Source organism: Nissabacter archeti (genome assembly GCF_018257325.1).
GTDB lineage: Bacteria > Pseudomonadota > Gammaproteobacteria > Enterobacterales > Enterobacteriaceae > Chimaeribacter > Chimaeribacter arupi.
On the sequence record NZ_JAERKB010000006.1, the window covers coordinates 69,128 to 94,032 of the forward strand.

Sequence of the window (24,905 nt, forward strand, 5' to 3'; positions counted from 1 at the left end):
GATTGTGGTAGATTGACACTATTCAAGGGTGATGGCACGTTAAGCCACCTCGCCAGTGTCTAATACTCTGATAGAATCGGCAAAATTTTTGCTCCCGACAGCACCTACATAATAAGCACCAATGCTGCACAACAAGGAATGCCAATGAAGAAACTGCTCCCCTTTCTTATCGGACTGAGCCTGTCTGGCCTGAGTTCCGTGAGCCAGGCTGAAAACCTGCTCCAGGTCTACCAGCAGGCACGCGAAAGCAACCCGGATTTGCGCCAGTCTGCCGCTGTGCGCGATGCAGCCTTTGAGAAGATCAATGAAACGCGCAGCCCGTTGCTGCCGCAACTGGGCCTGGGTGTGGATTACACCTATACCAGTGGTTTCAAAGATGCACGGGACACGGAAAGTAATGTCACCAGCGGTGCATTGCAGCTGACCCAGACAATTTTTGATATGTCCAAATGGCGGGCGCTGACGCTTCAGGAGAAGCAGGCCGGCATCCAGGATGTCACCTACCAGACCGCCCAGCAGAACCTGATCCTGAATACGGCCACCGCCTATTTCAACGTGCTGAGCGCCATTGACTCGCTTTCCTATACCGAAGCGCAGAAACAGGCGATTTACCGCCAGCTCGACCAGACCACCCAACGCTTTAACGTGGGCTTGGTGGCGATAACCGACGTGCAGAACGCCCGCGCCCAATATGATAGCGTACTGGCCAACGAAGTCACGGCGCGTAACGATCTCGACAACGCGCTGGAAGCCCTGCGCCAGGTCACCGGCCAGTACTACCCGGAGCTGGCGTCGCTGAACATCGACACCTTCACCACCCAGCGCCCGCAGGCCGTCAACAGCCTGCTGAAAGAGGCGGAAAGCCGCAACCTGAACCTGCTCTCCGCCCGCCTGTCACAGGATCTGGCGCGTGAGCAGATCCGCTACTACCAGAGCGGCCACCTGCCGACGCTGGACCTGACCGCCTCCAGCGGCATCAGCAACAGCAAATACAGCGGCTCGCGCAATGTCGCCGATGACAGCGACGCCGGGCAGAACCAGGTCGGCCTGAACTTCAGCCTGCCGCTCTATAGCGGCGGCGCGGTCACCTCGCAGGTGAAACAGGCGCAGTTCAACTTCGTCAGTGCCAGTGAGCAGCTCGAAAGCGCCCACCGCTCTGTGGTGCAGACGGTGCGTTCTTCCTTCAACAACATCTCCGCCTCCATCAGCAGCATCAACGCCTACAAACAGGCCGTGGTGTCGGCGCAAAGCTCCCTGGATGCGTCAGAAGCGGGTTACCAGGTCGGGACGCGTACCATTGTTGACGTGCTGGACGCCACTACCACGCTCTACAACGCCAAGCAGCAGCTCTCCAGCGCGCGTTACAACTACCTGATCAACCAGCTGAATGTGAAGTCTGCCCTCGGCACGCTGAACATCAGTGACCTGCAGATGCTGAACAACGCGCTCGGCAAGCCGGTACCGACCACCCCGGAAGCAGTGGCACCGGAAAACGCCCAGCAGGATGCCGCGGCTGACGGCGGTGTGAAAGCGGTCAGCGGTGAGGCGAATGCCCAGGGCCAGTCCTCTGCCCGCCCGGCTGCGGCTGCCACCCAACGCAGCAGCGGCAGCAACCCGTTCCAGCGTTAATTTTCCGCCCTGCTCTCACGGCACCGCGCCTTCGCCGGTGCCGTTTTTCTTTCCTCTCCCTATGTTTGGGCGTTGCACCGCATTGCAACCTCCGCCTGCTTTAAAAACAGCCAGCTTTCACCTATCCTTACGCCCACTGGGAAGGGCTTTTCGCTCTTACATTAAGGGGAGAAAGACAATGAAACGGACTCAACAAATTAACTTATCGGCGTTCCGTAAGTGCTGCCGGATGGCCCCGCTGGCGCTGGCCGTCGGCGCGGCATTTACGCTGGCCGGCTGTGAAAAGGCGGACGAAACGGTATCGATGTACCAGAACGCCGACGACTGCACCCGCGCCAACCCGTCCAACGCCGCGCAGTGCAACGCCGCCTACACCGAGGCGCAGAAAGAGGCCGCACGTACCGCGCCGAAATATGCCAGCCGCGAAGATTGCGTGGCGGAGTTCGGCGAGGGGCAATGCACCCAGGCACCCGCCCAGGCCGGTGCCGTGGCTCAGCCGCACGAGAGCGGCAGCTTCTGGATGCCGCTGATGGCCGGTTACATGATGGGCCGGATGATGAGCGGCGGCAGTTATGCCCAACAGCCGCTGTTCACCTCCCGCGCGCCCAACAACCCGGCCAACGGCAAATTTGTGGATGCCAGCGGCAGAAACTACGGCGCAGCCACACCGGGCCGCACGGTGACGGTGCCGAAAACCGCCCTGGCCCCGAAACCCGCCACCACCCGCACCATCACCCGCGGCGGGTTCGGTGAAACCGTGGCCAAACAGGCGACCGCACAACGCAGCAGCATGAGCTCCGGCTCACGCTCATTCGGGGGATAAGCCTGCATGAAACGACGTTCCCTGCCGGAGCGCCCCAACTGGCGTGAAAAAGCGGCCGAGTTTGGTTTCCAGTTCCACACCATGTATGGCGAGCCGTACTGGTGTGAGGATGCCTGCTATGAATTCACGCTGGCCCAGGTGGAAGAGGTTGAGGCGGCCACCGCCGAACTGCACCAGATGTGCCTGAAAGTGGTGGAAAAGGTCGTCAGCAGCGATGCGCTGATGGATCGCTGCCGCATTCCCCGCCACTGCCGGGAACTGGTGCGCACTTCCTGGCGCAGCGGCCAGCCGTCACTCTACTCCCGGCTCGACCTCGCCTATGACGGCGTCAGCCCGCCGAAACTGCTGGAGAACAACGCCGATACCCCGACCTCGCTGTATGAGGCGGCGTTCTTCCAATGGCTGTGGCTGGAAGACCAGATTGCCGCCGGTAAACTGCCGCCGGAAGCGGATCAGTTCAACAGCTTGCAGGAGAAGCTGATCGCCCGCTTTGCTGACCTGAAAGCACGCCACGGGTTTGGCCTGTTGCACCTCACCTGCTACCGCGACAGCGACGAGGATCGCGGTACAGTGCAGTATTTACAGGATTGCGCGCAGGAAGCCGGGCTGCCCACGGAATTCCTCTATATCGATGAGATTGGCCTGGGTGAAAAAGGGCAATTCACCGACCTGCAGGATCAGGTGATCGCCAACCTGTTCAAGCTCTACCCGTGGGAGTTTATGTTCCGCGAGATGTTTTCGACCAAGCTGGAAGATGCAGGCGTGCGCTGGCTGGAACCGGCCTGGAAAAGCATCCTCTCGAACAAAGCGCTGCTGCCGATGTTGTGGGAGATGTTCCCCAACCACCCGAACCTGCTGCCCGCCTACTTTGCGGATGAGGATCACCCGCCGCTGGAACACTATGTGGTCAAGCCGCTGTTCTCCCGCGAGGGGGCCAACATCAGCATCTTCAAACAGGGGCAGCAACTCGCCCATGTGGACGGCCCCTACGGCGAAGAGGGCATGGTGGTGCAGCAATTCCACCCGCTGCCGAAATTCGGCGACAGCTATGTGGTGGTCGGCAGCTGGCTGGTGGACGATCAACCCTGCGGTATGGGGCTGCGTGAGGATCGTGAGCTGATCACCCAGGATCTCTCCCGCTTCTACCCGCACACCATTATTGGCTGACCGCCCCCGCCTGTGACAGCGCGCCCTTTGGCGCGCTTTTTTATGCCCGCTGTCACGGCGGTTAACCGGTTCATCCCGTATGCTGGCCGCGTCTGTTCTCCTCGGGCGGAGCAACCAGATATGAAGCTGAAAACACGGCTGCCGCGCCAGCTTGACCTGGCGTCCGGGCAGTTTATTGCCGCCGATCTCCACGAGCACACCACCACCGCCGGGATGCTGGCCGGGCTGTTTGAAGACCAAACCGCCTGGGCCGCCCTGCCGGCAGACACGCCGATCTATACGGTGGCGATCCTGCCTGCGCCGCAACAGGAGGGCGAACTGCTGGCCGGGGTCACCCACCTGCACCCCGGCCGGATTGGCCGGGAGTTCTACATGACCCGCGGCCATCTCCACCAGCGCCGCGAACAGGCGGAATATTATGTTGGCCTGCGCGGCCACGGCCTGCTGCTGCTCCGGCAGGCCGGCGAGGGCGTGCTGGAGCACGTGTTCCCCGGCAGCGTGCACCACATCCCGCCGTTTACCGCCCACCGGCTGATCAACACCGGCAGCGGCACGCTCTCTGCGCTGGCGGTGTGGTCAGCCATCGCCGGGCACGATTATCAGGCGTTGCAGCCGCAGGGGTTTGGGGTGCGGGTCATGGCGGACGGCGACGGCTGGCGGGCGGAGGTGCAAGATGCCTGACGCCTTTTCGATGGCCCATTATGGGCTGGATGTGCGCGTCTCCCATGCACCGCTGGGTTTTGGCTATGGCGGTGATGTGATTGGCCCGCTGCCGGAGATCCGCACTTTAGACCAGATCCGCCCCTCCCTGCGTGACCCGCACTGTGACGGGCCGGAACAGGTCTACGCGATTGCGATGGATGTCGCCCGGCAGCCGCATCTGGCCGAGTTGCAGAAACGGATGTTGCTGTTCGGTATTGTCACTTATGCCGGGGGCCGCCTGGGGGATGAGCCGGTGCGCAGCCAGGGGCATATCCACCGCATCAGCGCGCACAGCGGCTGGTCACCGCCGGAGCTGTATGAAGTGTGGCAGGGCCGGGCGATTATCTATATGCAGGAGCGGGTGATGCACGATCCCGGCCGCTGTTTTGCGGTCTGCGCCGGGCCGGGCGAACAGGTGCTGGTGCCGCCGGGCTGGGCGCACGCCACCCTGTCAGCTGACCCGGAGACGCCGCTGACCTTTGCCGCCTGGTGTGACCGGGAGTATGGGTTTGAGTATCAGGCAGTGCGGGCGCATCAGGGGCTGGCGTGGTACCCGCTGTTGCAGGGCAACCATATTGTCTGGCAGCAGAACCCGCGCTACCGGCCCGGCCGTTTGCAGGTAGTGACGCCGCGCCGCTATAGCGAGTTTGGCCTGACAGGGCAGCCGATTTACCGGCAGTTTGCGCAGTCGCCTTCACGCCTGCAATTTATCTCACAACCGGCGCGCATGGCGGAAAAGTGGGTGCATTTCGAGCCGTAAACTGAACAGCCCGGCATTGCCGGGCTGTTATTCTCTCTCTTTCACAAATGCCTAGCCAAACAGCCCAGCCGTGACGCCCGCCGCCGCCAGCGCCAGCAGCCCCAGCATCGCCTTCACCGGTGACAGGCCGCGTTTGCTCATCAGATACCAGGTGACCAGCACCACCAGCAACGGCAGCAGTTGCGGGAAAATGCCGTCCAGCATCTGTTGCAGGTGAATGCTCACGCCCTCTTTGGTTGACAGCGCAAGCCCGGTGGAGAGTTTCACGTAGCTGGCGGCCACCCCGCCCATCACAAACACCCCGAGCAGTGACAGCGCTTCCCGCAGGCGCGCCGACCGGCTGCTGACCAGCATCTCCACTGACCCGGTGCCGAGCCGGTAGCCTTTCATAAACAGCCACCAGGAACCGGGGATGACGATCCCGGCGTAAGCGATGATATAGAACAGCGGCCCGAGCACGCTGCCGCCCGCGGCCAGCGCCATGCCGATGCTGAGCAGGATCGGGATCAGCATACCCGGCAGCATGGAATCCCCGATGCCCGCCAGCGGCCCCATCAGCCCGACTTTCAGGGTGTTGATGGTGTCGCCGTCCACCGGCTCGCCGTTGGCGCGCTTCTCCTCCAGCCCGACCGCCATGCCGTTGACGATCGCCCCGAGTTGCGGCTCGGTGTTGTAGAACGAGGCATGGCGGCGGATCGCCTCAATGCGTTGCGGCCCGGCCGGGTAGAGCTTACGCAGGGCAGGCAGCATCCCGAGGCAGAAGCCGTAAGACTGGAGCCGCTCAAAGCTCATCGACGAGAGGTTGTACATCATCCAGGCGCGCCAGCAGCGGCGCAGATCCTGTTTTGTCAGGGTAACGGGGGTCGTCTCCATCAGAACTCCTCCTCATCCGCGGCCGCGACAGCAGCCGGTTCCGGTTTGTAGCTGTAGTGGATCAGGGCCAGCAGCGCGCCGACGATCACCAGCGCCACCATGTTCAGCTTCAGGAACACGATGCAGATGAACCCGACCAGAAAGTAGGTAACCATGCTGGCGTGCCGGATGATCTGCTTTAGCAGAATGGCAATCCCCACCGCCGGCAGAATGCCGCCCAGCACATTCATGGTGGTCAGCACCACCTCCGGCAGGGCGTCCATCACCCCGTTGATGTAGCGCGCGCCAAAAAACACCGCGATAAACGAGGGCACAAAACGCAGCAGGAAGTTAGTGGCCTGCGGCCCGATGGCGCTGTTGAGGTAGATGCCGCGCTCATCACCCTGCTCTGCCGCCACGTCCGCCCGGTGGTTCCAGTAAGAGTTGAGCACCATCATCGCGTTAAACAGAATGGTGCCGAGAATGCCGATGGTGGCCGCCAGCGCCACTGCCACTGCCGTGCCCTGGCCGGAGAGGATACCGAGCGCAATCGCGGGCCAGGCGACGAAATTCAGGTCAGCAGGCATTGAGCCGCCCGGCGTCACCATCGCGATATAGACCGCCTGCACCGCCACGCCGATCACGATCCCAGTCTGGATATCCCCCAGGATCGCCCCGACCACCATGCCGGACACCAGCGGGCGGCTGAGGATATACCAGCCGCCGGTCAGCCCCAGCAGCCACGGGCTGCTCAGCGCCCCCAGATAGCAGAACACGCCGATAAGCGTTGCTTCAAACCACATCATGCCTCCCCGCCGTCAGGCTGACGGCTTCATTTTTTTTTGCGCATCCTGCCAGCTGAAACAGCCGGCATCCGGCACCAGCCGGAACTCAATGCTGTAGCCGCGCGCCGCCAGAAAATCGAAGGCCTCACGCTCCCCGGCCGTCACCGACTGGTTGGGGCCGATGGTGACGGTATCCGCCCGCGCCGACATCGGCCCGACGTTGATCCGCTGGTAACGGTTGTGCAGGTCAATGCCCGCCTTCGCCAGGTGTTGCAGCGTCACCGGGGATTTGCCGATCACGAAATAGTGTTTGCTGCTGGCAATCACTTTCGGCAGCTTCTCAATCGCCTGCGCCACGGTGAACAGCCAGACCGGGATGTCCTGAATCGCCCCTTTCATCACCGACGCCAGCAGGGCATCCGCGGCCACCTCATCATCGATCGCCACGATGCCGTCGCACGGCAACTCCTTTGCCCAGCGGGTCACCAGCTGGCCGTGGATCACGCGGTCATCAATACGTACAAACGAAAGCGCCATTCTTTTCTCCTCAGAACAGGTCGGGTTGCGGGGCAGCGGCCGGGCGGAAGCCGCTGACGGCCTCGCGTGCCTGCGCGATCAACCGGCGCGCCACCTGGTGCACATCCGGCTCCTCCAGCAGTTCGGCGCTCATCAGTACCATCGGCAGGTTGACCCCGGCCACCACCGCCACCGGCACCGGGTGGCCCGGCGTCATCGCAAAGCGGCAGGCCAGGTTGAAGGGTGTACCGCTTTGCAGATCGCACAGCACCAGCACCCCGCTGCTGTGGTACACCGCCTCCGTCAGCGCGTCGGTGAATACCTGTTGAAAAGCCGTGATGCCGCCATGCTCCTCCAGCGTGACTGCGTGGGTGCGCGGCAACGCGCCCCAGATCATGCGGGCGCTGGTCAGCAGGGCATCGGCCAGCGGCCCGTGGCCGGCAATAATGACCGTCAGCATGGGGTTGCCTCCTCACGCACCCAGGCTTTCAGGGTGCCCAGGCGCTTGCCCAGGCTGTGGCCGCAGGGCCGGATGCGGTAGGCCCCCACGGCGGCGGGGATGATAAAAGTCTCGGCGAAATGCACCACGAACGGGGCGAAGTGGCCGGACGGGCTTTCCACCACCGCCTCGTCCCCCTCAATCAGGTTCAGGACGTTGACGCGCCCTTCGGTGTGGTGCAGCACCGGCACGCTGAACCAGTGGCGGCGGGTTTCGATAAACTGGCTCGGGTGCAGGCCGGTGCGCTCCTCCTGCCAGCCCGGCCCGGCGGCCACCGGCTCGACGCGGTTCACCAGCTCCCGCGTCACCCAGCCGGTGTCGCGCTGCCAGTCAATCACCTCGCGGCCGTGGTGCAGATGCAGCGGACGCGGGCGGCCATCCAGCCCCAGCCGCCCCCAGTCCCATAATTTGAAGGTAAAAAGGTAAGGCGTGGCGCTGATCTCCAGCACCACGCTGCCCGCCCCGGCGCAATGCACCGTCCCGGCCGGGATCAGGAAATGGTCGTGACGGCGCGCCGGCAGGTGGTTGATGAAGCGGCAATCGTCAAAGTCATTCAGCCCCTGCCCGGCCTGGGCCAGCGCAGCGGCCATTTCGTCGGGTTGGGTGCCGGTTTTCACCCCCAGGCAGACGCCGGCGTCCGGCTCTGCTGCCAGGATGTAGTAGCTCTCATCCTGCGTGTAAGCCATGCCGAACTGCTGCCGGATATAGGGTGCCGTAGGGTGAACCTGAAGGCTGAGGTTCTGGCCGCCGACGGTGTCCAGCAGGTCAAAACGGATCGGGAATTCCGCGCCGAAGCGCGCATACACCGCCTCACCCAGCAATGCCTGCGGGTAGAGCAGCACCAGATCCAGCGCGGGGATCTCGACCCGGACGTCGCCAAAACGCATCAGCAGGCTGTTTTCCTCGGGCACGCAGTCAAAACACCATGCGTAGTTGGCCGCCGCCGGATCGAGATCAAACTGTTGTTTCATCCATTGCCCGCCCCAGACGCCGGGGTCGAAGAACGGCACCACGCGGAACGGCTGGCGGGCCACTTGCCGTAACCCGGCGTGGAAGGCCGCCCCGCTCACCAGACGCGGCGAACCGGCCTGATGGGTGTCGAGCAGAAAATCCGCCCGTTGCAATAACGGCACTTTATGGCGGTCCAGCACCCGCCAGTCGACGAAAAAGGCGCGCTTATAGCGGGCGGCCAGATCGGCCGTGGCGTTGTCAGCCCCCCAGTTGCCCAGCCCGCCGTGGCGAAAGCGCTGCTGGATCTCCCAGCGGGCGAGATCGGCGTAGATCAGCAGATCGCCCTCAGCCATCAGCGCCGCGCCGGTGCCGACCACCACCACCAGCCCCCGGCTGACGGCGGCGATCGCCTGTTGCAGGCGTGCGCACTTACCGGGATCGAAGAAGTCGGCCAGTTCCCGCGTGCAGATCCGCCCGAACACCGGGTCGTCTGTGAGATCGGCGTCGATCAGCGCGTCAATCTCCTCCGGGCTGCGCCGGGCTTCGGCGGCATCAAACAGCACGGCCGGGTGCAGCGGCATCAGTAACTTCGTCAGCAGTTCGCGCTGCGCCACCCCGTGGTAACACTCCACCACCAGCACTGTTTTCTGCTGCGCCCGCGCGGCCAGCGCCGCCTGAAGTGTTGCCACCACCTGCGGCCAGCCCTGCCGGGCGGCCTGCTCCCGGCCCGCAATCACCACTTCCGGGAATTTGTCGTACTGCGGGTGCTCATTCCTTTTGTTCATCTCTGCGCCTCCTGCCGTGAAAGCGTAAAGATTAATCGATTAACCTTAAGTTAAGTAGGGCGATTAACGGGATTAACCTCTAGAAAGCCGCATTTAGCGGCAAAAGAGGCCGGGATTTATGACAGGCCTCACAGGATAATTACGCTGCCCCGCGGAAACAGGTTAATCGTTATACCTTGAGGATTCACAGGGATAACGGTGCGCACAGCGCGTGACAGGAGCAAGATATGACCAGCATTACCCTGGCCGACGTGGCGGCCCATGCCGGCGTCTCAACAGCAACCGTCTCTATGGTGCTGCGTAATCGTGGCCGGATTTCTGCCGCCACCCGCCGGCGGGTACTGGAGGCGATCGACGCATTGGGCTATGTCTATAACCAGACCGCCGCCAACCTGCGCAACCGCCGCAGTAACCAGATTGGGCTGCTGCTGCATGACATCACCAACCCGTTTTATGCGGAGATGACCGCCGGGCTGAGCCAGGAGATGGCGCGCCACGACCTGATGCTGTTTCTGGCCAACAGCGAGGAGTCGGTGGAGCGCCAGCAGAAGTTTGTGGATTCCCTGTTACAGAACAGCGCCGGCGGCATGGTGCTGTGCGCCGCCCGCCAGACACCGACGCTGTTTTTTGAGGCACTGAAACGGCGCAAGATCCCGGCGATTATGGTGGTACGCCCGGTCAATGACGCGCATTTCGATTTTGTCGGTACTGACAACTTCCTCGGTACCCAGCTTGCTACCCGCCACCTGATCGCGATGGGCCACCGGAATATTGCCTTTATTGGCGGCTCGGCCACCTCGTCAACCCGCGCACAGCGGCTGGGCGGCTATACCAGCACCCTGGTGGAGAATGGCCTGCCTATCCGTCAGGAATGGATCCTGTGCAGTGACGCCAGCCAGAGCGCAGGCTGCCAGGCAGCGGAACCGCTTTTCCGGGCATATCCGGCGATCACGGCGGCACTCTGTTATCAGGATGTGGTGGCATTGGGGGTGATGCAGGCGTTGCGGGCGCTGAACCGGCAGATTGGCCGTGATGTCGCGCTGATTGGCTTTGATGACATCACGGAGGCGGCGTTGGTGCAGCCGGGGCTGACCACCATTTCGGTGGCAGCGCGGGAGATTGGCCGCACCGCCGGTGAACTGCTGTTTCGCCGGATGCAGGGCAATGATGAGCCACCGAAGCGCATCATCCTGCCGCCGACGCTGGTGATCCGCGGCTCCTGTGGGTTCAGCGGCTGAGCCTTACCCGACCCGCACCGAGAGCATACTCAGTGACGCCATCTCGATGCCGTCCGTGGGCGTGGTGATTGGCTCGCGGCCGTCCCAGGTGCCGAGCACATAGAGCAGCGGCAGGTAGTGTTCCACCGACGGGTTGGAGAGCGCCGCGCCCTCATGTTCCATAAAGTGCACCAGCGGGTGCCGCTCGCCGCGGTAGGTCAGGTTCTGCTTCACATAATCGTTGAAGGCGGTGGCCCACGGGTAAGCCGGGGCGTCGCCCTGCCATTTCGCCATGCGCAGGTTGTGCACCACGTTGCCGCTGGCGACAATCAGCACCCCCTGGTCGCGCAGCGCAGCCAGCTTTTGCCCTAATGCATAGTGGTATTCCGGCGGTTGCGTTCCGTCGATGCTGAGCTGTACCACCGGCACATCGGCCTCCGGATACATCTTGATCAACACGCCCCATGAGCCGTGATCCAGCCCCCACTCGCCCTGATCGGCCGCCACCGGCACCGGCGCCAGTAACTGCTGAAGCTGCGCGGCCAGCGCCGGGGAACCGGGTGCCGGGTAGCGCACGTCAAACAGCGCCTGCGGGAAGCCGCCGAAATCATGGATAGTGCGCGGCTCGGCCATCGCCGTGACCGCCGTGCCGCGGGTGTACCAGTGGGCCGAGATCGCCAGAATCGCGTTTGGCCGCGGCAACCCGGCGGCCAGTGTTTGCCAGGCGCGGGTGTGGCTGTTGTCCTGCAGGGCGTTCATCGGGCTGCCGTGGCCGAGGAACAGCGCAGGCATACGTGTAGTGGTCATAAATTATCCTTGCTGCGTATACTCTGAATGCAGCAAAAGGCAAAAGCCCCTGCCGCCGGTAACAAAATACGTTACTCTCTTTCACAAAGGCTTACAGCCGCATAAGCATGAAGAAGATGTTCAGAATTTTTGAATCCTTATGTCAGCGGCAGTGCACATCAGGCACGTGGTGCCGGGTGGCACGGCCCACAGTTAATGGAATTTACTGAAAGGAGCTGTCATGTCAGTACCGCTAATCCTTACCCTGCTGGCCGGTGGCGCGACCTTTGCCGGGGCGCTGTTGGGCATTATCGGGCAGAAGCCCTCAAACCGGGTGCTGGCGTTTGCCCTCGGGTTCGCCGCCGGTATTATGCTGTTGATTTCGTTGATGGAGATGTTACCGGCGGCGCTGCATACCCAGGGCATGTCGCCGATGCTGGGTTACGGCATGTTTATGCTGGGCCTGCTGGGCTATTTCGCGCTGGACCGGCTGCTGCCCCACGCCCACCCGCAGGATCTGACCGACGGCCAGCTGTTGCCGGGCAACCTGAAACGCACCGCGCTGCTGCTGACGCTCGGCATCAGCCTGCATAACTTCCCGGAAGGCATTGCCACTTTTGTCACCGCCAGTACCGATCTGGAGCTGGGGCTGGGCATTGCGCTGGCGGTCGCCATCCACAATATCCCGGAAGGGCTGGCAGTCGCCGGGCCGGTGTATGCCGCCACCGGCTCGAAAACCAAAGCGCTGCTCTGGTCAGGCGTTTCCGGCATGGCGGAGATCCTCGGCGGCCTGCTGGCATTCAGCCTGCTCGGCCCGCTGGTGTCGCCGGTGCTGATGGCCTCGATCATGGCGGCGGTGGCAGGGATTATGGTGGCGCTGTCGGTGGATGAACTGATGCCGCTGGCCAAAGAGATCGACCCCAACAACAACCCGAGCTACGGCGTGCTGTGCGGCATGGCGGTGATGGGCTTCAGCCTGACACTGCTCCAGAGCGGCGGCGCGGGCTGATCCCCGCCCCCCTTCCCGCCATAAAAAAGGGCTGCCCATCGGCAGCCCTTTTTTCAGCGCTGGTCTTTTTTTCAGCGCTGGTCTTTTTTTCAGCGCTGGTCTTTTTTCAGCGCTATGTTTTCACGCTGTTTTTCCGCGCCATCGCAGGCGTTGCGGATCAGCTCGCCTGGCGCGTCTGGGCCTGGCGGTACGCCACCAGATCTTCAATGGTCACGACCGGCATATCATGCTGTTTGGCGAAGGTGACGGCTTCCGGCGCATGGGCCATGGTGCCGTCATCGTTGGTCAGCTCACACAGCACGCCCATCGGTTTGAACCCAGCCAGTGACACCAGATCGATGGTCGCTTCGGTGTGGCCGCGGCGGCTCAGGACGCCGCCGTTTTGCGCGCGCAGCGGGAAGACATGGCCGGGGCGGTTCAGGTCGCTGGGTTTGGCATTGTCTGCCGCTGCCGCACGGATGGTGGTAATGCGGTCTGCGGCGGAGACGCCGGTCGTCACGCCTTCGGCGGCTTCAATGGTCACGGTGAAGGCCGTCTGGAACTGGCTGGAGTTGTTCTCCACCATCATCGGCAGCGCGAGCTGCTGACGGCGTTCCTCGGTCAGGCAGAGGCAGACAATGCCGCTGCCGTGGCGGATGGTCAGCGCCATCTGCTCGACCGTCATGGTTTCGGCGGCAAAAATCATGTCACCTTCGTTTTCGCGGTTTTCATCATCCAGCACCATCACGCCGCGGCCATTGCGCAGCGCATCAATTGCACGTTCAACACGTTCAACCGGCGTACCGAATTCGGAAAGTAGCGTCTGATTCATGGTAAAAAACCTCATTAAAATTATGGATTACCAGAATCAGGGCGAGCTTAGGAGGGTAATCACCCGCAGGCAGGTGATTTGAAAAATAACGCAAGCGGGCATCATGCCCGGCAACAGCCGTTACTCTCTCCCATCCGGACTATAACCGTCGGCCCCGGAATTACACCGGATCTGCTGACCTTACACCGATAACCGTGTAAGCGCTCGCGGGCTTCCATACCGGCCATTGATAGCCGTGGTGTATGGTTTACCGCCGGTGGGGACTTTCACCCCGCCCTGAGAATAAGCGTGATTACTATAGCGCCAATGTTTTCATAGGGCAATTCACGTTTTTGGCTAAGCTTTGCCGCTTTTCACTGCACATTTTCTTAGGTAGCCGCTGGTTTATCTGATTCATCCGCTGAATGTTTCCCAAGGGTTTATCCTGTGCCGAACTCAGATTACACTAGAGTTAAGAGACTTTTATCCAAACAAGGGAACGATCATGATTGACCCGAAAAAAATAGAACAGATTGCACGCCAGGTGCATGAGTCCATGCCGAAAGGCATCCGCGACTTCGGGGGCGATGTCGAGAAGAAGATCCGGCAAGTGCTGCAATCCCAGCTGACCCGCCTTGATTTGGTCAACCGCGAAGAGTTTGACGTGCAGACCCAGGTGCTGCTGCGTACCCGCGAAAAGCTGGCGCTGCTGGAGCAACGCCTGGAAGCCCTGGAAAGCCGCCAGGTCACCCCGCCGACCGCCGTGATCCCGGACGCCCCGGTACTGCCGGAAACTGCCGTGGCACCGGAGCCGCTGGTGGCCCCGGACGCCCCGGTGAGCCCGCCGACGCCGCCGTCGGACAAGCTGTAACCCATAAAAAAAGGACACCCTGGGGTGTCCTTTTTCGTCAGGGCGGCCTGTCAGCCACGCCCCTCTTTGATCGATTTGATGATGTTGGTGGTGGAGCAGCCATCTTCAAAGTTCAGCACCCGCACGTCACCGCCCGCTGCCCATACCTCTTTGCTGCCGGCAATTTCATGCGGCTGGTAATCCCCGCCTTTTACCAGCAAATCAGGCAGGATCTCCGCGATCAAACGCTGCGGCGTGTCCTCTTCAAACAGCACCACCCAGTCCACCGCTTCCAGGGCGCTGAGCACGATCATACGCTGCGTTTCCGGGTTCACCGGGCGGGATTCGCCCTTGAGCCGTTTGGTGGAGGCGTCGCTGTTCATCGCCACAATCAGGCGGTCGCCCAGCTTGCGCGCGTTGGCGAGGTAGGAGACGTGGCCGGCGTGCAGGATGTCGAACACCCCGTTGGTCATCACCACTTTTTCGCCGCGCTTGCGCGCATCCGCCACTGCCCGCTTGAGTTCCGCCTCGGTCATGATGCCGAAGCCGGTTTCCGCACGGCCGTGGATGGCGTTCTCCAGCTCTACCGGCGACACCGTCGAGGTGCCGAGTTTGCCGACCACCACGCCTGCGGCCGCATTCGACAGGAAGCAGGACTCTTCCAGCGAATTGCCTGCCGCCAGCGCCGCCGCCAGCACGCCGATCACCGTATCACCGGCACCGGTCACGTCGTAGACTTCCTGCGCTTCGGTCGGCAGGTGCAGCGGCGGTTTGCCCGGCTGCAACAGGGTCATGCCCTGTTCGGAGCGGGTGACCAGCAGCGCGGAGAGGTCGAAATCAGCAATCAGTTTCATGCCGCGCTCAACCAGTTGCGCTTCCTCTTTGCAACGGCCTACCACCGCCTCGAATTCAGAGAGGTTCGGCGTCAGCAGCGTGGCACCGCGGTAACGTTCGAAATCGTTACCTTTCGGGTCAACCAGCACCGGCACCCCGGCGGCTTTCGCCAGCGCGATCATCGGCTGCACGTCGGCCAGCGCCCCTTTCGCATAGTCAGACAGCACCAGTGCGCCGCAGGTGGGCAGCGCCTGTTGGATGCGGTCCAGCACCGGCTGCGGGTCAATGCCCTCAAACCCTTCCTCAAAATCGAGGCGGATCAGCTGCTGGTTGCGTGACAGCACGCGCAGCTTGGTGATGGTCGGGTGCGTCGGCACCGGGACGAAATCACACTGCACATTGACTTCGTCCAGTTTGGCATTCAGTGCGCGCGCGGCATCATCGACACCGGTCAGCCCCACCAGGCGGGAGGCCGCCCCCAGCGAGGCGATGTTCATCGCCACGTTGGCCGCACCACCAGGACGCTCCTCAATGGTATCGACTTTTACTACCGGCACCGGGGCTTCCGGCGAAATACGGCTGGTCGGCCCATACCAGTAGCGGTCCAACATGACATCACCAACTACCAGCACACCGGCACGGCGAAAATCAGGCAGTGTTACTTTCATCCCATACTCCAGACTGATCAAAACGGTAAAATTTCGCGAGATATTATCATAAGCGCGGATTAACCCTGCGCGGTTTATCCCCGTTCCCACCGGGAACCTCTACCCGGCGCATCTTCCGGCCTGTTGCGTGGACAGCCCGCCCGGCATCATCCCAGCCACGCCTGCCAGCTCTGCCTGACCTGCCGGCGCTCCGCCTCAAACTGGCCGGTGGCCACTTTACCGGAAAGCGCCTGTAACGCCAGATGGTGGATCTCATCACGCAGCGTCACATAAGCGTGGGTCAGGGCGGCGGCCTCCTGCTCCTCCATGATGCGGTACTGCGCCATCAGGGCAAAAATACGCACATTGTCTGACCAGCGGGTCAGCGCCGGTTCCTCCGCGGCGTAGCGTAGGACAAGATATTGCGCGATGAATTCAATGTCCGTGATGCCGCCGGGGTCAGATTTCAGGTCAAAACGATCCGGTTGCTTGCCGGCGAGGTGCGTCACCATCTTCTGGCGCATCTCCCTCACCTCCTGCCGCAGCGTATCCGCGTCGCGGCGGCGGCATAAAATAGCATGGCGGATGGCGTCAAACTGCTGGTGGATGTGCGGGTCGCCGTGCACGATGCGCGCGCGCACCAGTGCCTGATGCTCCCACGTCCAGGCATCATGTTGCTGATAAAGCGAGAACGCCTCCACGGTGCTGACCAGCATCCCGGCCGCCCCGGAGGGGCGCAGGCGCGCATCCACTTCATACAGGATGCCGGACGAGGTGCGGGTGCTGAACAGGTGCATAATGCGCTGCGCCAGCCGCAGGTAGAACTGGCGGCCGTCGATGCTGCGCTCGCCGAGGGTCATGACATCTTCCGGGCAGTCGAGCAGGAACACCAGATCGAGATCGGAACTGTAGCCCAGCTCCCAGCCGCCCAGCTTGCCATACCCGATCACCGCAAAACCGCGCCCGTCGCGCCCCGCCAGGTGCGACGGCTCGCCGTAGCGCGCCACCATCTGGTGCCACGCCTGCTGTACCACGCTCTCAATCATCGCCTCCGCCAGATAAGTGAGGTGGTCGCTCACTTTCATCACCGGCAGCACCCCGGCGATGTCCGCCGCCGCGATGCGTAATAACTGCGCCTGTTTGAACTGGCGCATCGCCTCGAGGTGTTGCTCCTCCTCCTCTTCCGGCACGCGCATCAGGTACTGGCGCAGCTCATCGCGGTAGGCATCCGGCGCAATCGGCTGATAAAGGGTTTGCGGGTCGAGCAATTCATCCAGCAGCAGCGGGTAGCGTGCCAGCTGGTCAGCCACCATGGGTGAGGCGTCACACAGCCGGATCAGCTGCTTCAGCGCGCCGGGGTACTCCACCAGCAGCTCAATATAGGTGGTGCGCGTCACGATGTTCAGCAGCAGCGGCGTCAGGCGTGCCAGCGTGACGTCAGCATGAGGGTGAGCGCACACTTCCATCAACAGCCGCGGCATCAGCAGGTCGAGCATGTCGCGCCCGCGCGGGCCGATGGTGCGTTTGTCCATGTCCTGCCGGAAATCACGCAGGCAGCGCAACAATTGCGCCTGGCGCGGCGCGGCCAGTTGCGGCACCAGCGGTGCCAGCTCGCTCTCTTCCAGCGCGTCATTCCACAGGCTGGTGTAGTGCTCCTGCACGCCGTTTTCGCCCTGCTCCGGCGCGTCATCACCGATCAATTGGTCAAACACCGCCCGTACCGCCTGCATATGGGCGTCGGTGGCGGCGTTAAGCGCCGCCCAGTCCGCCTGCTGCATCCCCCACGCCAGCCGTGCCTGATTCAGGGCATCAGCAGGCAGCGTCTGGGTCTGTTCATCGGCAATCGCCTGCAACAGGTTCTCCAGCCGCCGCAAAAACAGGTACGCCTCGCGCAGGTCAGTGACCTGCTCCTGCGGCAGCAGCCCCAGTGCGCCCAGCGCTTCCAGGGTCGGCAGCAGCGCGCGCTGTTGCAGCAGCGGCTCGCGCCCGCCGCGGATCAGCTGGAACACCTGCACGATAAACTCAATTTCCCGGATGCCGCCCGCGCCCAGTTTGATGTTGTCTTTCAGGCCGCGCCGCCGCACCTCACGCGCAATCATCCCTTTCATATTGCGCAGGGACTGGATCACGCTGAAATCGATGTAACGCCGGAACACAAACGGCTTGAGCATGTTGTGCAGCTCCCGGCTGTGGGCATCGTCCGCCCCGCCCATCAGCCGCGCTTTCACCATCGCGTAGCGCTCCCAGTCGCGCCCCTGCTCCTGGTAGTAATCCTCCAGCGCCGGGAAGCTCATCACCAGCGGGCCGCTGTCACCAAACGGCCGCAGCCGCATATCCACGCGGTAGACAAAGCCGTCCACCGTGGCCTGATCGAGCGCTTTAATCAGCCGCTGCCCCAGCCGCGTGAAGAACTGGGCGTTATCCAGCACCCGCCGCCCGCCGCGGGTTTCACCGTTTTCCGGGTAGGCGAAGATCAGGTCAATATCTGACGAGAAATTGAGTTCGCCGCCGCCCAGTTTACCCATCCCGAGGATCAGCAGCGTTTGCGGCTCGCCCTGGGCGTTGGAGGGGGTGCCCCAGTCGCGGCAGCAGGCGGCGTAGAGCCAGTCACGTGCCGCGACGATCAGGGTTTCCGCAAGGTGGCTGAGCTGTTGCAGCGTCTGTTCGGTGCTGCTCTGCTGCAACGCCTGCGACCAGGCGATACGCGTCATGATGCGGCGGCGGAACTGCCGCAGCACGCGCATCAGCGCCGCTTCCTCTGTGGCCTCTGCCAGCGCCTGCGCCAGCCAGCCTGCATAGTGTTGCCACTCCTCCGGCTGCGGCGGGGCGGCCTGCAAGGCCGGCAGCCAGTCAGGGTGGGCAATCAGGCTGTCACTGACAAACTCGCTGAGTGCCAGCACGCACCCGGCCTGCGCCGTCAGGGCATGGGTGTCAGGCAGGCGGGCGGCCTGCGCGTCAGCCTGGGCGCGCAGCAGGGGAGGCAGAGGTAACATGTCAAATTCCTTATTGAGAAAAGCCCGCACAAGGCGGGCCGGAAATCAGGGGAATCAGTCCGCTTTGGCGGGTGCGCCGTTCAGCCAGAAGGCGGGTTGCTGCACCGCATGTTTACGGGCGGCTTCCAGCCAGGCCTGCTGCTGTTGCACGATCGATTGTTGCAACGCCTGCCAGTTTTCGATGTAGCTCTGCCAGGCACTTTGCGGGTAAGCCCCGGCCAGCAGATGCAAGGCAATGATCTGGCGGCTCAGGCGCGGCAACTGGTCGCGGTAGCCTTCGTCCGTCAGCGGCTGGCTGAAGGCCTCTTTAATGTCAGCGGCCACGCGGCCCAGCATAATGTCGGCGAAGCGTTTGAACGAGCCGCCGAGTTTCTTGCGGCTTTTCTCGTCCACAAAGTCACGCCATTCTGCGTTGGCCAGATAGGTAGTAAGCGCTAACTTGCATTTCAGGTAGCCGGCGCTGAAACAGAGTTCAGCGGCATTGGCTTCCGGGTCAGCCAGTTGCGGCTCCAGGTCATTGAACTGGTTACGCAATTCGCTGGTGGCTTTGCGCGGCACCAGCCCGCCAAACAGCGCCAGCGCCTGGCGCACCATGCCCAGCGCTTCAATCATCGCGTGGCGTGCCTGCTTGTCACCGCGCAGCCACAGCTCCTCATGGTATTGCCAGTGGCTGAGCGCCTGCTCCAGCACGCCCGCCATGCCCTGCTCCACCGTGGCCTTGGCCGGCGGCGTCCAGACCGGGATCGGCCGGATTTTGCGCTGCCCGGTGCCCCGTGCCAGCCAGAAGCCGCGCGCGGCCTTACTGAAACCACCCTGGCGCAGGCCGCCCTCGTCACCCAGCCAGGCGGCCAGTTGCAGCAGGTCTGCCACGTTGCCCTCTTTCAGCTCCAGCTCGATTTCCGCCAGCGGCTCGCTCAGCTCCCCGGCTTGTACGGCACCCTGGTCGAGAGCAATCTCAATCTCGCTTTGCTGGTAAGTGACCACCCACTTCTCACGCATGAAATCCGTTTTGAACAGCGGTTGCAGTTCGCCCTGCAACGCGGCCACATCACAGCCTTCCGGCCAGATGTCGGCCGGGAAGCGCGCCAGGTCAAGCTCCGGCTCCTCCAGCGGGACGTTGTATTCCGGCCGCTGGTGCAGCCCGCCCACCGCTTTGCCGCTGGTTTTCACCGTCATTTCATACTGGCCGTCAAAGCCGCGGATGCGCAGGCCGATGCCCTGCTCACGCAGGGTATTCTCAGCGGTTTCGTAATAGATGTTGGTCAGCTGCTGCGGGGCGCTGTGCTGGCTTTTCAGGGAAGAAACTTTGGCCGGTAATGCCGCGATGGCCTCCGGCGTCGCAATAAATTTCAGTTCAATTTCTACAGTCATCGTTTTTCCGCACCGAAGTTTTCCGGCACCGCCACGGCTGCCGGGCGGGCCTGAGAGAGGCAACCCCACCGGGGCTGGCGTCATATGGCGTACTAAGCCACTTATTTTCTTAAATAGTATCGTAAGAGCCGCAGCGCGTCTTGCGCCATGCAGACAGCAACCGCGCCGCCTGCGAACTTTTTCGCCCTGCCCGCTGTCAGACTACCGATGACGCCGCCGTCACGGCCTGCGCTCACCGACGCACAACATGGCGGTCATGTTGCTGGTAATTTTGCTTAAGTGCGCGGTTCCTGCCGGTTTGGGCGGGAAAAGCCTGATGGCCTGCGGTGTTGGCGACGGTTGGCAGCAGGATAGCCAGCGGGATAGTAAGATAGTTCTCATTCCGGTTTTCGCGTTGCGTCGTCACACTTAACTTATTAGTATCGTTCCCCTAAATTTAGCCAAATACGATGGAATAATGCAGAAATTACGCCTGATTTGCCTTACTTTGCTCACTTTGAGCGTCACCTGGGGCGCCCATGCCGACGAAACGCGCTATATCTCCGACGAACTGAATACCTACGTTCACAGCGGCCCCGGCAACCAATACCGGATTGTCGGCACCCTGAATGCCGGTGATCAAGTGACGCTGCTGAGCACCAATGACAGCACCCACTACGGCCAGATTCAGGACAGCAAAGGGCGCACCACCTGGATCCCGCTCGACCAGCTCAGCGACCAGCCCAGCCTGCGCACCCGGGTGCCGGCACTGGAGCAGCAGGTCAAAACCCTGACCGACAAGCTGACCAACATTGACGGCAGCTGGAACCAGCGCACCGCAGAGATGCAGCATAAAGTCGCGGCCAGCGACGGCATCATCAACGGCCTGAAGAGTGAAAACCAGAAGCTGAAAGACCAGCTGATTGTGGCGAATAAGAAGGTCGACGCGGTCAATGTCCAGCTGGATGACAAACAGCGCACCATTATTCTGCAATGGTTTATGTATGGCGGCGGCGTGCTGGGTGCCGGCCTGATCCTCGGCCTGTTGTTGCCGCACCTGATCCCAAGCCGCAAGAAAAAAGATCGCTGGATGAGCTGAGGCCGCCGCACCGCCTTCCTTCCACACCTCAGGGCACGTTTGTGCCCTTTTGTCTTTCCCGCACGCTACACTGAAAGCAGTTACCTTACCGGCAGGCCGGGCGATGCCCGCTCTCCGGTTGTCATCATGTCAGGAGTCAAACGTGAAGATTTACCTGGTGGGCGGTGCCGTCCGCGATGCGCTGTTGCATCTTCCGGTCACCGAGCAGGACTGGGTGGTGGTCGGTGCCACGCCCGAACAGTTGCTGGAACAGGGCTACCAGCAGGTCGGCCGTGATTTCCCGGTTTTCCTGCACCCGGTCAGCCGTGAAGAGTATGCGCTGGCCCGCACTGAGCGGAAATCCGGCAATGGGTATACCGGCTTCGAATGCCATGCCGCGCCGGATGTCAGCCTGGAGCAGGATTTGTTGCGCCGCGACCTCACCATTAACGCCATTGCCCGTGATGCGCACGGCGCACTGATCGACCCGTACCACGGCGTGCGTGACCTGAACGACCGGGTGCTGCGCCACGTCTCTGCGGCCTTCAGCGAAGACCCGTTGCGGGTGCTGCGGGTGGCGCGCTTTGCTGCCCGCTTCGCCCACCTCGGCTTTACCGTCGCGCCGGAAACCCAGGCGCTGATGCAGCAGATGGCTGACGGCGGCGAACTGGCGCACCTCACGCCGGAGCGGGTGTGGAAAGAGACGGAAAAAGCGCTGCTGACGCGCGATCCGCAGGTCTATTTTCAGGTGCTGCGTGACTGCGGCGCGCTGAAGGTGCTGTTCCCGGAAGTGGACCGGCTGTTTGGCGTCCCGGCCCCGGCGAAATGGCACCCGGAGATCGATACCGGCATCCACACCCTGATGACGCTGAAAATCGCGGCTGAACTCAGCCCGGCGGTGGATGTGCGCTTCTCGGCGCTGTGCCACGACCTCGGCAAAGGGCTGACGCCGCCGGAGCACTGGCCGCACCACCCCGGCCACGGCCCGGCCGGGGTAAAACTGGTGGACGAACTCTGCCGCCGCCTGCGGGTGCCGAACCCGGTGCGCGACCTGGCGCTGCTGGTGGCAGAGCACCATGACCTGATCCACACCATCAACCGGCTGCGGCCGGAGACGCTGCTCAAGCTGTTTGACAGTATCGATGTGTGGCGCAAACCCCAGCGGCTGGAGCAGATGATCATGACCAGCGAGGCCGACGCCCGCGGCCGCACCGGGCTTGAGAATAACCCGTACCCGCAGGGCGACTACCTGCGTGCCGCGTATCATGCCGCCAACAGTGTCTCGATCAAAGAGGTGCTGGACGCCGGTTTACAGGGTACCGCGATCCGCGATGAACTGCGCCGCCGCCGCATCACTGTGCTCACCGACTGGAAACAGCAGCAACAACTGTTGCCGGTTGAGGGGTAAGCAGCGCAGCCCGGCCACAGGTGCCTCCCATAAAAAAAGCCCCGCAATGCGGGGCTTTTTGTCAGCGGGACGGGGTTATCAGAAGAACACCGCGTAGAGCACACCGGCCACGATAAAGCGGTAGATGGCAAACGGCACAAACGAGAAGCGCTTGATAACCGCCAGGAAGGTTTTGATCGCCACCAGGGCCACCAGGAAGGCGGTGATAAAGCCCACCGCGAACATCGGCAGGTCAGCCATGCTGAGGAAGCCTATGCTCTTGTAGAGATCCAGGGCGCTCGCCCCCATCATCATCGGCACTGCCAGGAGGAATGAGAATTCCGACGCCGCATAACGGCTGACGCCCATCAGCATCCCGCCGGAGATGGTCGCGCCGGAGCGGGAGAAACCCGGCCACAGTGCGAGGCACTGGAAGCAGCCAATCATGAACGCCTGCAGGTAGGTGATATCATCCAGCCCCGGTGAACGCGGCTGTTTTGGCTTCAGCCACTCGGCGGCCAGCAGCAGGAAACCGCCCACCACCAGCGCATACATCACGTTTTTTACTTCGAACAGCGCTTTGATCTGCTCATGCAGCGCCAGGCCAATCACCACCGCCGGAATCATCCCCAGCAGAATATGCCCCAGCGTCAGCCGCCCTTTGGAGACGCCCTCATGCGGCACCTGACCGAAATGGATGCCGATCAGGCCAAACAACCGGCGCCAGAACATCACCACGACCGCCAGAATCGACCCGAGCTGGATAATCACTTCAAAGAATTTTGCTTTGTCATCGGTAAAGCCGAGCCAACTGGCGACGATGATCATATGCCCGGTAGAGGATACCGGCAGGAATTCAGTCAGGCCTTCAACCACGCCAAGAATAAACGCAACCACTAACGAATGGACATCCGTCATGAAATCTTCCTTACCCCTAAAATTAACGTCATAAAAAAGCGGCATAAATAGATGCCGCTAAATTTCTTCACGTTATGACCAGCTTACCGGCCGATGGTTTCATTTCAGTGACATTTTACTGACCGTAACGTCAGGGCCGCCGGCCACGCTCAATGATCACTCCAACCCGTGCAGCCTGTGCCACTGCGCCGGGCTTACTGACCTTAATACGTACCCACGGCGATTTGAAGCGTGTGAGCAACAATTCAGATACTTCCTCTGCCACCCGCTCCACCAGCGCAAAACGCCCGCCCTCCACATGCTGAAGGATCGCCTGGCTGACATCGGCATAACTCAGGCAGTCATTGACGTCATCACTGGCGGCCGCCGCGCGGTTGTCCCAGGCCATTTCCACATCAAACACCAGCTTTTGTTGGATGGTCTGTTCCCAGTCGTAAACGCCGATGGTGGTGATTACGGTGAGCTGTTCTATAAATACGATGTCCATCATGTCATTCTCTGTTTTTGGCCCGGCCGGATACCACTTCCAGCGGAATATGCGTATTATCCATAGATGCTGCGATTAAAACGACCCCTAATGAACGGAACCACGTTATGAGTGCTACCGCGCTTGGGATGATTATCCTCGCGTACCTATGTGGCTCAATTTCCAGTGCTATTCTGGTGTGCCGCCTTGCCCGCCTGCCCGACCCGCGCCTGAGCGGCTCCGGCAATCCGGGTGCCACCAACGTCCTGCGCATCGGCGGGCGCGCAGCCGCGGCTGCGGTGCTGATTTTCGATGTGCTGAAGGGAATGCTGCCGGTCTGGCTGGCCTACAAATCCAACGTGCCGCCCTTCTACCTTGGCCTGACGGCGATTGCCGCCTGCCTCGGCCACATCTGGCCGGTGTTCTTCCACTTCCGCGGCGGCAAAGGCGTGGCGACTGCCTTTGGGGCGATTGCGCCGATCGGCTGGGACCTCACCGGTTTGATGACCGGCACCTGGCTGCTGACGGTGCTGCTGAGCGGCTACTCCTCACTGGGCGCGATTGTCAGCGCACTGATTGCCCCGTTTTACGTCTGGTGGTTCAAGCCGCAATTCACCTTCCCGGTGGCGATGCTCTCCTGCCTGATCCTGATGCGCCACCATGACAATATCCAGCGTTTGTGGCGCGGCCAGGAAACCAAAATCTGGCACAAGCTGCGCAAACGGCGCGAAGAAGCGCGCAAAGCGGCGGCCGGCCGCAAACCCTCCTGACCCCGGTGCGCCCACGCGGCGCACGGCAGCCTGCTTTCCCTGACACCCCCTTTCCGGGCTGCGGCCTGCCCGCTGCGGCGCTTTACGTTCCCCATTTTCCGACACCGCTCAACAAATAAATAAAACTCATACCTCAATAACTATTTTACGGCAGACAAACCTGCCGTACCTGCCTAAGTTGATCGCTGTACCTTTTGATGTTTCAAAAATAATACGTTGATTAATCAATAAAAATTATAAGCACGGCCCCGCACTCTGATGCGGCGGCCAGTTTGTTTCGCCGGTGGCAGCCGGTAAAAACTTTAACCCGATCACGTTATTGATAAAAAAAACAGAGAGCG

At 62.0% G+C, this 24,905-nt stretch carries 24 protein-coding genes and 1 riboswitch; of the genes, 11 read left to right on the plus strand and 13 right to left on the minus strand.

The features are described from left to right. Positions 1–144: 144 nt before the first annotated feature. The 5 genes from tolC (at position 145) to JK232_RS09340 (ending at position 5,081) form a co-directional block, all read left to right on the plus strand. Positions 145–1,629 carry an outer membrane channel protein TolC gene (tolC, locus tag JK232_RS09320; RefSeq protein ID WP_072927259.1) on the plus strand — a complete coding sequence of 495 codons (1,485 nt, stop codon included), beginning with the start codon at positions 145–147 and terminating at the stop codon, positions 1,627–1,629. 178 nt (positions 1,630–1,807) lie between these two features. Continuing rightward, positions 1,808–2,452, plus strand: coding sequence for a DUF1190 family protein (locus tag JK232_RS09325; RefSeq protein WP_072927257.1), 645 nt, complete (start codon positions 1,808–1,810; stop codon positions 2,450–2,452). A 6-nt stretch (positions 2,453–2,458) separates the two neighbouring features. After that, a complete protein-coding gene (locus JK232_RS09330; protein WP_101835624.1) occupies positions 2,459–3,619 on the plus strand; it encodes a glutathionylspermidine synthase family protein in 1,161 nt (386 codons plus the stop codon). Positions 3,620–3,739: 120 nt separating this feature from the next. Beyond that, on the plus strand, positions 3,740–4,300 hold the full coding sequence (locus tag JK232_RS09335) for a glucose-6-phosphate isomerase family protein (protein WP_101835622.1): 561 nt from the start codon (positions 3,740–3,742) through the stop codon (positions 4,298–4,300). A 10-nt stretch (positions 4,301–4,310) separates the two neighbouring features. Continuing rightward, positions 4,311–5,081, plus strand: coding sequence for a glucose-6-phosphate isomerase family protein (locus JK232_RS09340; protein WP_175558130.1), 771 nt, complete (start codon positions 4,311–4,313; stop codon positions 5,079–5,081). Between the two features lie 51 nt (positions 5,082–5,132). Here the strand turns inward: JK232_RS09340 and JK232_RS09345 are convergent, their stop codons facing one another. The 5 genes from JK232_RS09345 to JK232_RS09365 are packed head-to-tail and all read right to left on the minus strand — an operon-like array spanning position 5,133 to position 9,469. Next, entirely contained in the window at positions 5,133–5,954 is an 822-nt protein-coding gene (locus JK232_RS09345; protein ID WP_072927251.1) for a PTS system mannose/fructose/sorbose family transporter subunit IID, read from the minus strand. Then, positions 5,954–6,736 (minus strand): PTS mannose/fructose/sorbose/N-acetylgalactosamine transporter subunit IIC, encoded by a 783-nt coding sequence (locus tag JK232_RS09350; RefSeq protein WP_079205178.1) that lies wholly within the window; start codon positions 6,734–6,736, stop codon positions 5,954–5,956. Before JK232_RS09350 ends, JK232_RS09345 begins: the two co-directional genes overlap by 1 nt. A 15-nt stretch (positions 6,737–6,751) precedes the next feature. After that, positions 6,752–7,255, minus strand: coding sequence for a PTS sugar transporter subunit IIB (locus tag JK232_RS09355; RefSeq protein WP_072927248.1), 504 nt, complete (start codon positions 7,253–7,255; stop codon positions 6,752–6,754). Between the two features lie 10 nt (positions 7,256–7,265). Next, a complete protein-coding gene (locus tag JK232_RS09360) occupies positions 7,266–7,694 on the minus strand; it encodes a PTS sugar transporter subunit IIA (protein ID WP_072927247.1) in 429 nt (142 codons plus the stop codon). Then, entirely contained in the window at positions 7,688–9,469 is a 1,782-nt protein-coding gene (locus JK232_RS09365; RefSeq protein WP_212589092.1) for a class I mannose-6-phosphate isomerase, read from the minus strand. Before JK232_RS09365 ends, JK232_RS09360 begins: the two co-directional genes overlap by 7 nt. A gap of 227 nt (positions 9,470–9,696) precedes the next feature. Here JK232_RS09365 and JK232_RS09370 point away from each other — a divergent pair, with 227 nt between their 5' ends. Then, complete coding sequence (locus JK232_RS09370; protein WP_212589093.1) at positions 9,697–10,707, plus strand: LacI family DNA-binding transcriptional regulator; 1,011 nt, start codon at positions 9,697–9,699, stop codon at positions 10,705–10,707. A 3-nt stretch (positions 10,708–10,710) separates the two neighbouring features. Here JK232_RS09370 and ygiD read toward each other — a convergent pair whose 3' ends face one another. Next, a complete protein-coding gene (ygiD, locus tag JK232_RS09375; protein WP_072927244.1) occupies positions 10,711–11,493 on the minus strand; it encodes a 4,5-DOPA-extradiol-dioxygenase in 783 nt (260 codons plus the stop codon). A 220-nt stretch (positions 11,494–11,713) separates the two neighbouring features. Between ygiD and zupT the strand changes: the two genes are divergently transcribed. After that, on the plus strand, positions 11,714–12,481 hold the full coding sequence (gene zupT, locus JK232_RS09380) for a zinc transporter ZupT (RefSeq protein ID WP_072927242.1): 768 nt from the start codon (positions 11,714–11,716) through the stop codon (positions 12,479–12,481). A gap of 157 nt (positions 12,482–12,638) precedes the next feature. On the opposite strand, the gene ribB is transcribed toward zupT, so the two are convergent. Next, a complete protein-coding gene (gene ribB / locus JK232_RS09385; RefSeq protein WP_072927240.1) occupies positions 12,639–13,292 on the minus strand; it encodes a 3,4-dihydroxy-2-butanone-4-phosphate synthase in 654 nt (217 codons plus the stop codon). Between the two features lie 118 nt (positions 13,293–13,410). Continuing rightward, positions 13,411–13,580: riboswitch (FMN riboswitch) on the minus strand. 196 nt (positions 13,581–13,776) lie between these two features. Between ribB and ubiK the strand changes: the two genes are divergently transcribed. Then, positions 13,777–14,142, plus strand: a complete 366-nt coding sequence (gene ubiK / locus JK232_RS09390) for a ubiquinone biosynthesis accessory factor UbiK (protein ID WP_101828392.1) — start codon at positions 13,777–13,779, stop codon at positions 14,140–14,142. Between the two features lie 50 nt (positions 14,143–14,192). Here the strand turns inward: ubiK and hldE are convergent, their stop codons facing one another. The 4 genes from hldE to JK232_RS09410 form a co-directional block, all read right to left on the minus strand. Continuing rightward, on the minus strand, positions 14,193–15,623 hold the full coding sequence (hldE, locus tag JK232_RS09395) for a bifunctional D-glycero-beta-D-manno-heptose-7-phosphate kinase/D-glycero-beta-D-manno-heptose 1-phosphate adenylyltransferase HldE (RefSeq protein ID WP_072927238.1): 1,431 nt from the start codon (positions 15,621–15,623) through the stop codon (positions 14,193–14,195). A gap of 146 nt (positions 15,624–15,769) precedes the next feature. Beyond that, the gene (gene glnE / locus JK232_RS09400) at positions 15,770–18,595 is read right to left on the minus strand and encodes a bifunctional [glutamate--ammonia ligase]-adenylyl-L-tyrosine phosphorylase/[glutamate--ammonia-ligase] adenylyltransferase (protein ID WP_101828393.1); all 2,826 of its coding nucleotides are present in this window, start codon (positions 18,593–18,595) and stop codon (positions 15,770–15,772) included. Between the two features lie 54 nt (positions 18,596–18,649). Beyond that, complete coding sequence (locus tag JK232_RS09405; protein ID WP_212589094.1) at positions 18,650–19,966, minus strand: CYTH domain-containing protein; 1,317 nt, start codon at positions 19,964–19,966, stop codon at positions 18,650–18,652. Between the two features lie 232 nt (positions 19,967–20,198). Continuing rightward, complete coding sequence (locus tag JK232_RS09410; RefSeq protein ID WP_165699078.1) at positions 20,199–20,372, minus strand: hypothetical protein; 174 nt, start codon at positions 20,370–20,372, stop codon at positions 20,199–20,201. A 51-nt stretch (positions 20,373–20,423) separates the two neighbouring features. Between JK232_RS09410 and JK232_RS09415 the strand changes: the two genes are divergently transcribed. Next, on the plus strand, positions 20,424–21,044 hold the full coding sequence (locus JK232_RS09415) for a TIGR04211 family SH3 domain-containing protein (protein WP_101828395.1): 621 nt from the start codon (positions 20,424–20,426) through the stop codon (positions 21,042–21,044). Positions 21,045–21,186: 142 nt separating this feature from the next. After that, positions 21,187–22,431 carry a multifunctional CCA addition/repair protein gene (locus tag JK232_RS09420; RefSeq protein WP_072927229.1) on the plus strand — a complete coding sequence of 415 codons (1,245 nt, stop codon included), beginning with the start codon at positions 21,187–21,189 and terminating at the stop codon, positions 22,429–22,431. 78 nt (positions 22,432–22,509) lie between these two features. Here JK232_RS09420 and bacA read toward each other — a convergent pair whose 3' ends face one another. Both bacA and folB read right to left on the minus strand, forming a co-directional pair. Beyond that, complete coding sequence (bacA, locus tag JK232_RS09425) at positions 22,510–23,328, minus strand: undecaprenyl-diphosphate phosphatase (protein WP_072927228.1); 819 nt, start codon at positions 23,326–23,328, stop codon at positions 22,510–22,512. 130 nt (positions 23,329–23,458) lie between these two features. Next, positions 23,459–23,815 carry a bifunctional dihydroneopterin aldolase/7,8-dihydroneopterin epimerase gene (gene folB, locus JK232_RS09430; RefSeq protein ID WP_072927395.1) on the minus strand — a complete coding sequence of 119 codons (357 nt, stop codon included), beginning with the start codon at positions 23,813–23,815 and terminating at the stop codon, positions 23,459–23,461. A 107-nt stretch (positions 23,816–23,922) separates the two neighbouring features. On the opposite strand from folB, the gene plsY reads away from it, so the two are divergent. Then, on the plus strand, positions 23,923–24,564 hold the full coding sequence (gene plsY / locus JK232_RS09435) for a glycerol-3-phosphate 1-O-acyltransferase PlsY (protein ID WP_072927226.1): 642 nt from the start codon (positions 23,923–23,925) through the stop codon (positions 24,562–24,564). Positions 24,565–24,905: the final 341 nt, after the last annotated feature.

Bases quoted from the DNA above. Each gene is read 5' to 3' on its own strand.
- tolC (WP_072927259.1), top strand. From the start codon at position 145: ATGAAGAAACTGCTCCCCTTTCTTATCGGACTGAGCCTGTCTGGCCTG.
- JK232_RS09325 (WP_072927257.1), top strand. From the start codon at position 1,808: ATGAAACGGACTCAACAAATTAACTTATCGGCGTTCCGTAAGTGCTGC.
- JK232_RS09330 (WP_101835624.1), top strand. From the start codon at position 2,459: ATGAAACGACGTTCCCTGCCGGAGCGCCCCAACTGGCGTGAAAAAGCG.
- JK232_RS09335 (WP_101835622.1), top strand. From the start codon at position 3,740: ATGAAGCTGAAAACACGGCTGCCGCGCCAGCTTGACCTGGCGTCCGGG.
- JK232_RS09340 (WP_175558130.1), top strand. From the start codon at position 4,311: ATGGCCCATTATGGGCTGGATGTGCGCGTCTCCCATGCACCGCTGGGT.
- JK232_RS09345 (WP_072927251.1), bottom strand. From the start codon at position 5,954: ATGGAGACGACCCCCGTTACCCTGACAAAACAGGATCTGCGCCGCTGC.
- JK232_RS09350 (WP_079205178.1), bottom strand. From the start codon at position 6,736: ATGTGGTTTGAAGCAACGCTTATCGGCGTGTTCTGCTATCTGGGGGCG.
- JK232_RS09355 (WP_072927248.1), bottom strand. From the start codon at position 7,255: ATGGCGCTTTCGTTTGTACGTATTGATGACCGCGTGATCCACGGCCAG.
- JK232_RS09360 (WP_072927247.1), bottom strand. From the start codon at position 7,694: ATGCTGACGGTCATTATTGCCGGCCACGGGCCGCTGGCCGATGCCCTG.
- JK232_RS09365 (WP_212589092.1), bottom strand. From the start codon at position 9,469: ATGAACAAAAGGAATGAGCACCCGCAGTACGACAAATTCCCGGAAGTG.
- JK232_RS09370 (WP_212589093.1), top strand. From the start codon at position 9,697: ATGACCAGCATTACCCTGGCCGACGTGGCGGCCCATGCCGGCGTCTCA.
- ygiD (WP_072927244.1), bottom strand. From the start codon at position 11,493: ATGACCACTACACGTATGCCTGCGCTGTTCCTCGGCCACGGCAGCCCG.
- zupT (WP_072927242.1), top strand. From the start codon at position 11,714: ATGTCAGTACCGCTAATCCTTACCCTGCTGGCCGGTGGCGCGACCTTT.
- ribB (WP_072927240.1), bottom strand. From the start codon at position 13,292: ATGAATCAGACGCTACTTTCCGAATTCGGTACGCCGGTTGAACGTGTT.
- ubiK (WP_101828392.1), top strand. From the start codon at position 13,777: ATGATTGACCCGAAAAAAATAGAACAGATTGCACGCCAGGTGCATGAG.
- hldE (WP_072927238.1), bottom strand. From the start codon at position 15,623: ATGAAAGTAACACTGCCTGATTTTCGCCGTGCCGGTGTGCTGGTAGTT.
- glnE (WP_101828393.1), bottom strand. From the start codon at position 18,595: ATGTTACCTCTGCCTCCCCTGCTGCGCGCCCAGGCTGACGCGCAGGCC.
- JK232_RS09405 (WP_212589094.1), bottom strand. From the start codon at position 19,966: ATGACTGTAGAAATTGAACTGAAATTTATTGCGACGCCGGAGGCCATC.
- JK232_RS09415 (WP_101828395.1), top strand. From the start codon at position 20,424: ATGCAGAAATTACGCCTGATTTGCCTTACTTTGCTCACTTTGAGCGTC.
- bacA (WP_072927228.1), bottom strand. From the start codon at position 23,328: ATGACGGATGTCCATTCGTTAGTGGTTGCGTTTATTCTTGGCGTGGTT.
- folB (WP_072927395.1), bottom strand. From the start codon at position 23,815: ATGGACATCGTATTTATAGAACAGCTCACCGTAATCACCACCATCGGC.
- plsY (WP_072927226.1), top strand. From the start codon at position 23,923: ATGAGTGCTACCGCGCTTGGGATGATTATCCTCGCGTACCTATGTGGC.